Source organism: Agromyces sp. NPDC056389, from assembly GCF_042262385.1.
Classification (GTDB): domain Bacteria; phylum Actinomycetota; class Actinomycetes; order Actinomycetales; family Microbacteriaceae; genus Agromyces.
On record NZ_JBHJPN010000001.1, the window covers coordinates 1,203,167 to 1,215,855 of the forward strand.

At 70.5% G+C, this 12,689-nt stretch carries 11 protein-coding genes and 1 tRNA gene; 7 read left to right on the plus strand and 5 right to left on the minus strand.

The features are described from left to right. Nucleotides 1–30 precede the first annotated feature (30 nt). The 6 genes from ACFCVM_RS05600 to pstB all read left to right on the plus strand — a co-directional run bounded on the left by ACFCVM_RS05600 (nt 31) and on the right by pstB (nt 7,379). Entirely contained in the window at nt 31–2,223 is a 2,193-nt protein-coding gene (locus tag ACFCVM_RS05600; protein ID WP_375834904.1) for an RNA degradosome polyphosphate kinase, read from the plus strand. Continuing rightward, the gene (locus ACFCVM_RS05605) at nt 2,220–3,155 is read left to right on the plus strand and encodes an NUDIX domain-containing protein (RefSeq protein WP_375834906.1); all 936 of its coding nucleotides are present in this window, start codon (nt 2,220–2,222) and stop codon (nt 3,153–3,155) included. The genes ACFCVM_RS05600 and ACFCVM_RS05605 overlap by 4 nt, the downstream gene beginning before the upstream one ends. Nucleotides 3,156–3,361: 206 nt before the next feature. Further along, the gene (locus ACFCVM_RS05610) at nt 3,362–4,453 is read left to right on the plus strand and encodes a phosphate ABC transporter substrate-binding protein PstS (RefSeq protein ID WP_375834909.1); all 1,092 of its coding nucleotides are present in this window, start codon (nt 3,362–3,364) and stop codon (nt 4,451–4,453) included. 91 nt (nt 4,454–4,544) lie between these two features. Next, nucleotides 4,545–5,483, plus strand: coding sequence for a phosphate ABC transporter permease subunit PstC (gene pstC / locus ACFCVM_RS05615; RefSeq protein WP_375834912.1), 939 nt, complete (start codon nt 4,545–4,547; stop codon nt 5,481–5,483). Next, entirely contained in the window at nt 5,483–6,577 is a 1,095-nt protein-coding gene (gene pstA, locus ACFCVM_RS05620; protein WP_375834915.1) for a phosphate ABC transporter permease PstA, read from the plus strand. The genes pstC and pstA overlap by 1 nt, the downstream gene beginning before the upstream one ends. 22 nt (nt 6,578–6,599) lie before the next feature. Beyond that, nucleotides 6,600–7,379 carry a phosphate ABC transporter ATP-binding protein PstB gene (gene pstB / locus ACFCVM_RS05625; protein WP_375834918.1) on the plus strand — a complete coding sequence of 260 codons (780 nt, stop codon included), beginning with the start codon at nt 6,600–6,602 and terminating at the stop codon, nt 7,377–7,379. Nucleotides 7,380–7,391: 12 nt separating this feature from the next. On the opposite strand, the gene ACFCVM_RS05630 is transcribed toward pstB, so the two are convergent. From ACFCVM_RS05630 to ACFCVM_RS05650, 5 genes are all read right to left on the minus strand, one after another. Beyond that, nucleotides 7,392–8,279, minus strand: a complete 888-nt coding sequence (locus ACFCVM_RS05630) for an aminodeoxychorismate lyase (RefSeq protein WP_375834920.1) — start codon at nt 8,277–8,279, stop codon at nt 7,392–7,394. Nucleotides 8,280–8,509: 230 nt separating this feature from the next. Further along, nucleotides 8,510–9,148 carry a DNA-directed RNA polymerase subunit beta gene (locus ACFCVM_RS05635; RefSeq protein ID WP_375834923.1) on the minus strand — a complete coding sequence of 213 codons (639 nt, stop codon included), beginning with the start codon at nt 9,146–9,148 and terminating at the stop codon, nt 8,510–8,512. A 32-nt stretch (nt 9,149–9,180) separates the two neighbouring features. Further along, nucleotides 9,181–9,253 (minus strand) — tRNA-Lys (locus tag ACFCVM_RS05640). 41 nt (nt 9,254–9,294) lie between these two features. Next, nucleotides 9,295–9,954: a response regulator gene (locus ACFCVM_RS05645; RefSeq protein WP_375834926.1), complete on the minus strand. Its 660-nt coding sequence runs from the start codon at nt 9,952–9,954 to the stop codon at nt 9,295–9,297. Further along, nucleotides 9,951–11,276: a histidine kinase gene (locus tag ACFCVM_RS05650; protein ID WP_375834928.1), complete on the minus strand. Its 1,326-nt coding sequence runs from the start codon at nt 11,274–11,276 to the stop codon at nt 9,951–9,953. Before ACFCVM_RS05650 ends, ACFCVM_RS05645 begins: the two co-directional genes overlap by 4 nt. A 158-nt stretch (nt 11,277–11,434) precedes the next feature. On the opposite strand from ACFCVM_RS05650, the gene ACFCVM_RS05655 reads away from it, so the two are divergent. Beyond that, on the plus strand, nt 11,435–12,637 hold the full coding sequence (locus tag ACFCVM_RS05655; protein WP_375834931.1) for a hypothetical protein: 1,203 nt from the start codon (nt 11,435–11,437) through the stop codon (nt 12,635–12,637). Nucleotides 12,638–12,689: the final 52 nt, after the last annotated feature.

The window sequence follows — 12,689 nt, forward strand, 5'->3', positions numbered from 1 at the left end:
GCGGTCACACCCCAGTGGCATGATGTCAGGATGACCGCCGACAGCATCCTCGACGACCGCACGTCGAGCGACTTCGACGACGACTTCGAGCCGTTCGACCTCGAAGGCGCGCCCGAGCTCGAATCCGAACGCTACCTCGACCGCGAGCTCAGCTGGCTCGCGTTCAACCAGCGCGTGCTCGAGCTCGCCGAAGACCCGCGGGTTCCCGTGCTCGAGCGGGCGAACTTCCTCGCGATCTTCGCGTCGAACCTCGACGAGTTCTTCATGGTGCGGGTCGCCGGGTTGAAGCGGCGCATCGTCACGGGCCTCGCGGTGCCCTCGAACATCGGCCGCTCACCGCTCGACGTGCTGAGCGACATCTCGGCGAAGGCGCACGAACTGCAGGAGCGACACGCCGCCGCCTACCAGCAGCTCGTGAAGCCCACGCTCGCGGAGTCCGGCATCCGCGTCATCACCTGGGCCGAGCTCGGCGACGTCGAGCGCGAGCACCTGCGCGACTACTTCTCGAAGCAGATCTTCCCCGTGCTGATGCCGCTCGCGGTCGACCCGGCCCACCCCTTCCCCTACATCTCGGGCCTCTCGCTCAACCTCTCCGTGCGCGTGCGCAACAGCCGCACCGGCCGGCAGGAGTTCGCGCGCGTCAAGGTGCCCCAGATGCTGCCGCGGTTCGTGCGGGTCGACCCGGGCGAGTCGATCGAAGACGCCAGGTACATCACGCTCGAAGACCTCATCGCCAACCACCTCGGCGACCTCTTCCCCGGCATGGAGATCGTCGAGCACCACGTGTTCCGCGTCACGCGCAATGAAGACGTCGAGATCGAGGAGGACGAGACCGAGAACCTGATCAAGGCGCTCGAGAAGGAACTGCTCCGCCGCAGGTTCGGCCCGCCCATCCGCCTCGAGATCACCGACGACATGGACGACGTGACGCTCGGGCTCCTCGTGCGCGAGCTCGACGTCACCGAGCAGGAGGTCTTCCGCCTGCCCGCCCCGCTCGACCTCGGCGGCCTCTTCGACCTCTCACGCCTCGACCGCCCCGAGCTGCACTACCCGACCCACGTCCCGACGACCGCGCTGCAGTTGCAGCCGAGCGACTCGAACCTGCGCGCCGACGTCTTCACGGCCATCTCGCGTCAAGACGTGCTGCTGCACCACCCCTACGAGTCCTTCGCCACGAGCGTGCAGGCCTTCCTCGAGCAGGCGGCGACAGACCCCGACGTGCTCGCGATCAAGCAGACGCTCTACCGCACCTCCGGCGACAGCCCGATCGTCGAGGCGCTCATCGATGCGGCCGAGTCGGGCAAGCAGGTGCTCGCGCTCGTCGAGATCAAGGCCCGCTTCGACGAGCAGGCCAACATCTCGTGGGCGCGCAAGCTCGAGAAGGCCGGCGTGCACGTCGTCTACGGCCTCGTCGGGTTGAAGACGCACTGCAAGCTCGCGCTCGTGATCCGGCAGGAGAAGGGCGGCCTCCGCCACTACAGCCACATCGGCACCGGCAACTACAACCCGAAGACGAGTCGCATCTACGAAGACCTCGGCCTGCTCACCGCCGACGACCAGGTGGGCAAAGACCTCACCCGTCTCTTCAACGAGCTCTCGGGCTACGCCATCGAGAAGAAGTTCAAGCGACTGCTCGTGGCCCCGCTGCACTTGCGCAAGGGCCTCCTGAAGCTCATCGCGGGCGAGATCGCCAACGCCGAGGCCGGGCGCCCCTCGGGCATCCGCATCAAGGTGAACTCGATCGTCGACGAGGCGATCATCGACGCGCTCTACCGTGCATCGAACGCCGGCGTTCCGGTCGAGGTGTGGGTGCGCGGCATCTGCAGCCTCCGCCCCGGCATCCCGGGGCTGAGCGAGCACATCACCGTGCGCTCGATCCTCGGCCGCTACCTCGAGCACTCGCGTGTCTTCTCGTTCCTGAACGACGGCGATCCGCAGGTCTACATCGGCTCGGCCGACATGATGCACCGCAACCTCGACCGCCGGGTCGAGGCCCTCGTACGTCTGGCCGACCCGAATCACCTGACCGAGATCGACGCGCTCTTCGACCTCGCGATGGCGGACACGACGAGCTCGTGGTGGCTCGACGGGTCGGGCGATTGGGTCCGCCACGCGACCGACGAGGCGGGACATCCGCTCGACGACATGCAGAATAGGCTCATGCAGCAGATCGGCCAGCGCACCCGCTCGGGGCAGCGCCCGCGATCGGGACCACGGCGGTGACGACGGCGATCTACGCCGCGGGGGCCGTCTGCTGGCGCCTCATCGACGGCAAGGTGCACGTGCTGGTCATCCACCGCACGGTCTACGGCGATGTCACGATCCCCAAGGGCAAGGTCGACCCGGGCGAGTCCCTGCCCGAGACCGCCGTGCGCGAGATCGAGGAGGAGACCGGCCTCGCCGTCGCGCTCGGCGTGCCGCTCGGCGTCTCCCGGTATCCGCTGCCGAGCGGCCGCGAGAAGATCGTGCACTACTGGGCCGCCGAGGTGAGCGACCGCGCCGTGCAGCGCTCGACGTTCAAGCCCAATGCCGAGGTCGCGGCGCTCGAATGGGTCACCGTCAAGCGCGCCCGCGGCTACTTGAGCTACGAACCCGATGTCGAGATCCTCGACGCCTTCTCGAAGCTCCTCGACCAGGACGTCACGTCGACCTTCGCGCTCGCGCTCGTGCGACACGGCAAGGCCGTCGGCCGTTCGGGCTGGAAGGGCGACGACGCCGCGCGGCCGCTGACCGAACGCGGGGTCGAACAGGCGGCGGGACTCGTCGCGACGCTCGGCGCATGGGCCCCGCAGCGCATCGTGTCGAGTCCGGCCGTGCGCTGCGTCACGACGGTCACTCCGCTCTCCGCCGCCACCGGCATCGAGATCAAGCGCGACGCCGGCATCAGCCAAGACGCGTGGGAGGCCGGCGAAGACGAGGTGCGACGCGTCGTCGGCAAGCGGGTGCGCGCCGGTCGGAGCGCGATCATCTGCAGCCACCGCCCCGTGCTTCCCGAGATCATGCGAGAGCTGGCGCTCGCCACCGGCACACCGCTCGGTTCCTACGTGACGGATGCCGCTGGGCTCGAGACCGGCTCGTTCAGCGTCGTGCACCTCTCGTCCACGAGCCCTGGCTCGGGAATCATCGCGATCGAGACGCACGCACCGCGCGCCTGACGACTCCGCGGGTCGAGGAGGCGCGCCTCCCACCGCACGCACCGCGCGCCCGAAGCCGCGGAATTCCGGGGGCGAGTCCAGTGCGACAGCGGTCGTTCACCTGCTGTTTACCGTCGTAACGGATGCTCGTAAGGCGCGCTCATTAGCGTCGCAGGCGGGTCGGCACCGGCCCACAACCTGCAATCGAACCCCGGAAGGGAATTCACGTGAACCTCAAGCGTCTCGGCGTGCCCGCCGTCATCGCCGTCACCGCGGCGATCGCGCTCAGCTCCTGTGCCACGAACGAAGGCGGCGCAGCTCCGTCGGAGTCGGCATCGACGCTCTCGGGCAACCTCGTCGGCGCGGGCGCATCCTCGCAGGATGCGGCCCAGCAGTCGTGGATCGCCGGTTTCCAGACCGCGAACCCCGACGTCACCGTCGACTACGACCCCTCCGGATCGGGTGCAGGTCGCGAGACCTTCCTCGAGGGCGCCAGCGACTTCGCCGGCTCCGACCGCGCGTTCAAGGACGAGGAGCTCGCCGCGGGCGGCTTCAAGAAGTGCGCTCCCGACTCGACGATCGTCGAGCTCCCCCTCTACATCTCGCCGATCGCGGTCATCTTCAACGTCGAGGGCGTCGACTCGCTCGACCTCGACGCGGCGACCGTCGCGGGCATCTTCGCCGGCACGATCACCAACTGGAACGACCCGGCGATCGCCGCGACGAACCCCGACGCGACCCTCCCCGACCTCGCCATCACGCCCGTGCACCGCTCGGACGACTCGGGCACCACCGAGAACTTCACCGAGTACCTCGGCGCAGCAGCTGCTGACGTGTGGACCTGGGAAGCCGACGGCGTCTGGCCGTTCGAGGGCGGCGAAGCCGCTCAGGGCACCTCGGGCCTCGTCGACGCCGTGAGCAACGGCAACGGCACCATCGGCTACGCCGACGCGTCGCGCGCCGGTGACCTCGGCACCGTCTCGATCAAGGTCGGCGACGAGTTCGTGCCGTACTCGCCCGAGGCCGCTGCCGCGATCGTCGACCACTCGCCGTTCGCCGAAGGCCGCGCAGACGGCGACCTCGCCATCGAGATCGACCGCACCTCGGAAGAGGCCGGCGTCTACCCGATCGTGCTCGTGAGCTACCTCATCGCGTGCGGCCAGTACGAGGACCCGGCGAACGTCGACCTCGTCAAGGGCTACCTCTCGTACATCGCGAGCCCCGAGGGCCAGGAAGTCGCGGCGGCCGACGCCGGTTCGGCTCCGATCTCGGACTCGCTCCGCGAGAAGATCACGGCTGCGATCGACTCGATCCAGTAGTAGGTTCGTGCCCGACCCCGCTCGTTCGCGGCGGGGTCGGGCATGATCGCGTCTCCAGAATCCGACTCAAGAACTCCGAGGAACGCACCAGATGACGTCCGCACAGGCCCCGATCAAGGCGAAGCTCCGCATCGGCGACCTCGTCTTCTCCCGCTCGGCGGTGTTCGCGGGATCGATGATCCTCGTCACCTTGGCCGCGGTGGCCATCTTCCTCATCGTGCAGAGCATCCCTGCAGTGGTGGCCTCGAGCGAGGACGCCTCGATCCTCAAGACGAACTTCTGGGACTACGTCGGTCCGCTCGTCTTCGGCACCGTCTGGGCGGCCGCGCTCGCGCTCCTCGTCGCCCTGCCGATCTCCATCGGCATCGCCCTCTTCATCTCGCACTACGCGCCCCGCCGGCTCGCCTCGGTGCTCGGCTACGTCGTCGACCTCCTCGCCGCGGTGCCCTCGGTCGTCTTCGGCCTGTGGGGCATCGGCGTCTTCGCCCCGGCGCTCGTCGGCGCCTACGCCTGGCTGAACGAGAACCTCGGCTGGATCCCGCTCTTCAGCGGCACGCCCTCGGCGACGGGCCGCACGATCCTGACCGCGGCCCTCGTGCTCGCCGTCATGGTGCTGCCGATCATGACGGCCATCTGCCGCGAGGTGTTCCTGCAGACGCCCGTGCTGCACGAAGAGGCCGCCCTCGCCCTCGGGGCCACGCGCTGGGAGATGATCCGCACGGCGGTGCTGCCCTTCGGCCGCTCGGGCATCATCTCCGCCTCGGTGCTCGGCCTCGGTCGCGCGCTCGGCGAGACGATGGCCGTCGCGATGGTGCTCTCCGCCTCGCCGGTGATCACCTTCCAGCTGCTGACCTCGGTCAACCCGAACACGATCGCGGCGAACATCGCACTCAGCTTCCCCGAGGCGTACGGACTGAACGTCAACGTCCTGATCGCCACCGGCCTCATCCTCTTCGTCGTGACCTTCGCGGTCAACGCCTTCGCACGCTGGATCGTCAGCCGCCGCAAGGAATTCTCGGGAGCCAACTGATGACCATCCAGACCACTCGGCCTCCGGAGACCGGCGTCGCCATCTCCAACTCGCTGACCGCCGGACGGCTGCCGAAGTCGGCGCCGTGGACGATCCTCGCCGCCGCCGTCGCCGTCTCGGCCGCGGTGTTCGGCGTCGTCTCGTTCGGGTCGGGCTCCGGCTACAACTGGGGCGGGGCGCTCTTCGTCGGCGCCCTGCTCTACATCCCCGCGATCTGGCTGTTCTCGACGCTCGTCGAGGGACGCCGTCGGGCGATGGACCGCCTCGTCACGGCGCTCGTGACGGGCGCCTTCCTCCTCGCGATGATTCCGCTCGTCTCGCTCGGCATCACGGTCGTGACGCTCGGCGCCGCCCGCTTCGACGCCGACTTCTTCTCGATGTCGATGCGCAACGTCACCGGCGAGGGCGGCGGCGCGCTGCACGCGATCATCGGCACCCTGCTCATGACGGGCGCGGCCGCGGTCATCTCGATCCCGATCGGCCTCATGACCTCGATCTACCTGGTCGAGTACGGGCGCGGCAAGCTCGCGCGCGGGGTCACCTTCCTCGTCGACGTCATGACCGGCATCCCGTCGATCGTCGCGGGCCTCTTCGCCTACTCCCTGTTCGCGATCTTCCTCGGCCCCGGCACTCGCACCGGCATCGCCGGCGCCGTGGCGCTCTCGCTCCTCATGATCCCCGTGGTCGTGCGCTCGAGCGAGGAGATGCTCCGCCTCGTGCCGAACGAGCTCCGCGAGGCCGCCTTCGCGCTCGGCGTGCCGAAGTGGCTGACGATCGTCAAGGTCGTGCTGCCGACCTCCATCGCCGGCATCACGACGGGCATCATGCTCTCGATCGCCCGCGTCATCGGCGAGACGGCACCGCTCCTCATCGCCGCCGGCTTCACCGCGAGCATGAACTACAACCTGTTCTCCGATCGCATGCAGTCTCTGCCCGTGTACGTGTACACGCAGTACGCGAACCAGGGCAATCCCCCGCAGGCGTTCCTCGACCGCGCGTGGGCAGCCGCCCTCACCCTCATCCTCATCGTCATGGCGCTGAACCTCATCGCGAGGCTCGTCGCCCGATTCTTCGCGCCGAAGTTCGGCCGCTGACCCCCGCAAGCAAAGGAAACCCGTGTCCAAGCGCATCGAGGTCCGCGACCTCAACGTCTACTACTCGAAGTTCCTCGCCGTCGAGGGTGTGAACCTCGCGATCGAGCCCCGCAGCGTGACCGCGTTCATCGGCCCCTCGGGCTGCGGCAAGTCGACCTTCCTCCGCACGCTGAACCGCATGCACGAGGTCATCCCCGGGGCGCGCGTCGAGGGAGAGGTGCTCATCGACGGCAACAACCTCTACGACCCCGACGTCGACCCGGTGCTCGTGCGCCGTCAGGTGGGCATGGTCTTCCAGCGGCCGAACCCGTTCCCGACGATGTCGATCAAGGAGAACGTGCTCGCGGGCGTGAAGCTCAACAACAAGCGGATCTCCAAGCCCGACGCCGAGGAGCTCGTCGAGAAGTCGCTGCGCGGCGCCAACCTGTGGAACGAGGTCAAGGACCGTCTCGACCGCCCCGGCTCGGGGCTCTCGGGCGGCCAGCAGCAGCGTCTCTGCATCGCGCGGGCGATCGCCGTCTCCCCCGAGGTCATCCTCATGGACGAGCCGTGCTCGGCGCTCGACCCCATCTCGACACTCGCGATCGAGGACCTCATCGAGGACCTCAAGCAGAAGTACACGATCGTGATCGTGACGCACAACATGCAGCAGGCCTCTCGTGTCAGCGACAAGACCGCGTTCTTCAACATCGCGGGCACGGGCAAGCCCGGCAACCTCATCGAGTACAACGACACCACGACGATCTTCTCGAACCCGTCGGTGCAGGCGACCGAGGACTACGTCTCGGGCCGCTTCGGCTGAGCCCGGCCCCGGTCAGTCGCGGGGCGACCGCAGGTAGTCGTTGAACGCGCGCGTCTCGATGGCGTCGCCCGCGATCGATCCCCCGTCGAGACGGGTCACCCCGACCGCGAGACGCACGCTGGAGACGAGCCAGATCGCGTCGGCGGTGGCGAGCTCGGCCACGGGGATGTCGCGGTACTCCGTGGCGCGACCCGTCGACTCGAGGTGCTCGAAGAGGCTCTGCTGCGTGGTGCCGTGCAGGATCGCTCCCGACGGCGCGGGCGTCGAGTAGACGTCGCCGTGCCGGAGAATGACGCTCGATGTCGGCCCCTCCATGACGTAGCCGTCGGAGGACAGGAAGATCGCGTCGTCGGCGCCGCGTCGGTGCGCCTCGCGCAGCGCCGCCATGTTGGTGGCGTAGCTGAGGGTCTTCGCTCCGAGCAGCAGCCACGGCGCGCGCTCGGCGGCGTCGTGCGCGTAGCCGCGATCGAGGGTCACGACGGCCACCCCGCGTTCGCGCACCGCGGTGAAGTCCGTCGCGGGCACGGCGTGCAGCCATGCGGTCGGGGCCGGCCCGTGCTCGACGCCTCGGCTCAGCACGAGCTTGATCGCGAACTCGCCGCGCTGCGGGAGGCGCGCGACCGCCGTGTCGATGGCGACTCGCCATTGGGCGAGATTCGGCTCGGGCAGTTCGCAGATGAGGGCGGAGTTGCGCAGGCGCGCGAGGTGCGGCCCGGTCTCCTGCGCGTGGCCGTCGACGACGCCGATGGTCTCGAAGATACCGTCGCCGCGCTGGGTCGACAGCTCCCCGACGCGGAGCGCGGGAGCTGCTGCGTCGACGTCGCGCAAGGTCGACGCGACGTCGAGGTCGAGAGCATCGGCGGGTGCGGGTTCGATGAGGAGCGTGACGGTCTCGGGCATGCTCCGATGCTACGCGGATGCCGCGGGCTCGCGCCGTGCCGAGGCATCCGATCGTCGGCTCACGTTGCGGCGTCAGGAGCCGGGCATGCAAGAGGCCGGCCGCAGGAACGCCTCTCGGCGCGAGGCCGCTCGGAGCGGCGAATATTGGAGCCCGGGGTTACTGCGGCCGGCCACGTCAATTCTAAACGACGTCGGGAGCGAGTTCATTCCCACCCGCCCCTGCGGGTTCGTCAGTCGAGCGCGTCGCGTCGCCAGAGCCGTGCGCACGCGCTGAGTTCGTCGGCCAGTTCGGTGAGGCGCAGGGCGCGGCGGGTGAAGGCCGCAGGGCGGTCGGGATGCACCGTGTCCGAGGCGTCCGCATCATCGGCGAGGCTCGCGAACCCGGCCGCGCAGACGCGCGCGAAGGCCGCCGCCCGGTCGAGGGCGATGGCGAAATCACCCGTGAAGGCGCCGTGCAGCACTCGGTCGGCGACATCGCGCACCTCGGGTGGCCCCGCGGGCGCGGCCGCGCCCGCGACGACCTGGTCGATGGTCCGCGACACATCGGTGCCGCGGCGGTAGGCGAGGCTCAGCATCTCGGCGTCCTGCCCGATGAGCGTGCGCAGCAGGTAGATGCGCCAGAGCGCACCCGGCAGGCTCTTCGCCGACGATCGCGACCAGAGCTCGGCGATCGCGTCGATGCCGTGCTGGTCGGTGTAGTCGATGAGCCGCGCGACGATCTCGGGATCGGGGTCCGCCCGCACCCGCGCCAGCAGTGCCGCGGCGGTGTCATGCGCGGCCCGGCTGAGCTGCGCGGGGTCGGCGCCGCCCACGAAGTCCTCGAACATGCCCGGCGGGAGCTTGGTGGGGCGGTGGAAGTCTGCGGCCATTCGGAACAGGATACTCCGCCGCGCCGGAACGGTGCCCCCCGTCAGGCTCGAACTGACGACCCGCGGATTAAAAGTCCGCTGCTCTACCAACTGAGCTAGAGGGGCTCGCCGACCATTCTTCCATGAGCCCAGTGCGCGATTGCACGTCACCCCGCCACGATCCCGTGCTCGTAGGCCCAGATGACGACGTGCACCCGGTCGGGCAGCTCGAGCTTCGCGAGGATCGCCTTGATATGCGTCTTCACGGTGTTGCCGGTCAGGTAGAGCCGGGCGGCGATGTGCTCGTTCGAGGCGCCGGTGACGAGCAGGGCGAGCACCTCGCGCTCCCGGGCCGTGAGCGGCTCGAGCAGCGTCTCGGCGTCGACCGGCCCGGGAACCTGCGCGACGAAGTCGACGAGACTCGCCGTCGCGCGGGGCGCGAGCATCGCGTCGCCCGCGTGCACGGCGCGGATCGCGGCCGCGAGCTCCTCAGCCGAGGCATCCTTCGTCAGGAACCCGCTCGCCCCGGCTCTGACGGCTGCGAACACGTATTCGTCGAGGTCGAAGGTGGTCAGCACGAGCACCCGGCTGGCCGGATGCTCCGCGCGCACCCGCCTCGTCGTCTCGATGCCGTCGAGCCGGGGCATCCGCACGTCCATCACGACGACGTCGGCGCGGTGCACCCGGAGCCGTTCGAGGAGCTCGAGGCCGTCGGCGGCCTGCGCGACGAGATCGAGGCCGGGCGACGCCTCGAGCATGACCTCGAGGGCGGAGCGCATGAGCTCCTGGTCGTCGGCGAGCGCGACACGGATGCGCGGAGCGGTCATCGCGCAACCTCCTCGGATTCGCCCGCAACGGCGAGCGGCAGCCTCGCGACGACGCGCCACCCCCGTGCATCCGAGCTCGGCCCTGCCTCGAACTCGCCGCCCGCCTGCTCGACCCGTTCGCTCATGCCCCGCAGTCCGCGCCCGGCGGCGCGGGCGGCGCCGTCGGCCGGCGGCGGCGACGACGGCGACCCATCGTCGACGACGGTGACCGTGAGCACGTCGCCCCAGTCGAGTCGCACCCGCGAGTGGGTGGGCGGCGACGCGTGCCTCATCGTGTTGGTAAGCGCCTCCTGCACCACCCGGTAGGCCGTCAGGCCGACGCCCGGCCGCACCTCGGCGGGGGCGCCGGAGATGAACAGCTCGGCGGTGCGCTCAGGTGCCTGCGAGCGTTCCACGAGCGCGGGCAGGCCGTCGAGGCCGGGGCTCGGCTCGCGGGGCGCGGAATCTTCGGGCGAACCGGGCTGTGCCGGCGACCCGTCGCGCGCGGCACCGGTTGCTCCGTCGGGCACCGCGGCGAGCGCACCGAGGAGTCCCCGCATGTCGGCCATCGCGGCGCGTCCGGTCGAGACGACGTGCTCCACGGCGCCGCGGGCGCGGTCGTCGTCGCGCCCGACGAGCAACCGCGACGCCTCGGCCTGCGCGACCATCACTGCGAGCGAGTGGGCGATGACGTCGTGCAGCTCCCGGCCGATCCGGCGGCGCTCCTCGGCGACCGCGCGCAGCTCGCCCTGATGCCGCAGCTCGGCGGCCTGCGCGATCGCGAGCTCCTGCGCCGCCAGCTTGCGGAGCGCCTCGCGCCGGTACCGGCCGAGCGCCCAGGCGGCGCCGATGCCGCCGCCGAGCGAGCCGAACAGCGTGAGCGCCGCCCAAGGGCTCGCGATCATCGCCGCGTCGCTCGCCCGCCCCGAGAGGAGCACCGTCCAGGTGACGATCCCGGCGCCGACGATGCCGACGACGAGCGCGGCGAGCCCCGCGAGGTGGTCGTCGCTCGCGGCGGCGGAGTAGACGACGGCGAGGTAGACGAGCGAGCTCGCCTGCATCACGGCGAGCCCGGGCATGCCGGGCAGGCTCGCGATCACGAGGGCCAGCATGAGGGCGGATGCCACGACGATCGCCGCACGCGGCCACCGCCGCCGCACGGCGACGGTGAGGTGCAGCATGCCGTAGAGCGAGAGGACGACGACCGACCATGCCGCCGCCGTGCCCGACTCGTCGAGCACCTCGACGACGGTGAACGGCAGCAGCGCGGCCGCCGCCACGGCCGTCCACGCCCAGTCGGTCGGGCTCGGGCCCCGCGCAGGGGCGGTCGTGACATCCTTCATCGGCCCCACGCTACCGGCCGTGCCGAACCGTTCGGGTCACCCGCCCGGGTGAGGCGAAGAGGCCTTCCGTGCCGGGAGGCTGTCCGGTGCGGGCCGGATCCGGCCCTTCGGGCGACCGCCGATCGAGCGGCCCTCCCGAGCGACGAAGAGGAGCATCGATGACGTCCGTCCGAGAACCGGTCACCGGTTCCACCACAGCGCCCCCGGCGCCGTCCACGCGACTGCTGCGCGCACTCGGCGCAGTCGCCCTGCTCGCCTCCGCGGCGATCTCCACGCTCGGGCTCGTCTGGTGGCTCGTGCCCGAGTCGAACCCGTTCGCGACCGCGACGTCGCAGAGCCCGGCGAGCGCCCTGCTCGGCCCCGCCCAGTTCGCGGCGACCGTCGTCGCGACGGGCGCCGTGGGCCTCGTCGTCGCGATCGCGACGGCCGCCCCCGCGGCACTCGCCCGACGGGCCCCGCTCATCGCCGGCGCGGCGGCGCTCTGCGCCCTCGCCGTGGCATTCGTGCTCGGCGACACCGGCACGATCACCCTCGCCGGCTACCTGTTCGGACTCGCCGCGGTCGTCGCCGGTGTCGTGACGACCGCGGTGCTCGTCGTGCGTGCGCCCCGCCTCGGCGTACCGCTGCTCGTGCTGCTCGCTGCTCTCATCGGCGTGGCGGTCTGGTCGGCCGGGCTCACCTGGGCCGGCGTGACCACCTTCCTCGTCTCGTTCGGCGCCGCGCTCGCCGCCCAGGGCATGCTGATCCTGATCTCCGCCGTCTCCGTCGTCGCCGTGCTCTCGTGGACGGCGATCGCCATCGTGGCGGGACGCACCACCCGCGGACTGCGCCGCTTCGAGGGGTGGCTCGTGCGCCACCGACGCGCGCTGACCGTGCTCGCCGCGCTCGGCCCGCTGCCCTACGCGGTCATGCGTGCGAGCTGGCTCACCCCCTGGCCGTTGTTCGCCCCGGCACGCGGCGAACTCGACCCCGCGACGCTTGCGACCGGCCTCATGCTCGGCTCCGGCGCGGTCGCTGCGAGCATCCTGACACTCGGACTCGTCCTGCGATGGGGGCGGGTGTTCCCGAGTTGGATGCCCCGCATCGGCGGCCGCACGGTGCCGGCCCGGCTCGCCATCGTGCCCGGCCTCGCCGCCGCCACCGTGATCACCATCTCGGCGGTGCCGATCCTCCTGCTGTCGCTCGACGCGGACTCGCTCGGCGGGATCATCGTGTTCAACCTCGTGCTGCCGATGTGGTTCTGGGGGCCCATGCTCGCGCTCGCGGTCTGGGCGTACGCCGCATGGCGGCGCACGATCGACGGTGACCACGTCGTCACGATCGACGAAACGGCCGGCACCGGCACCTCGGCAGCCCCCTGATGCCGACGAACCCCAACACCACCGGCACGCTCGATCGCCGCCCGTTCCCGGG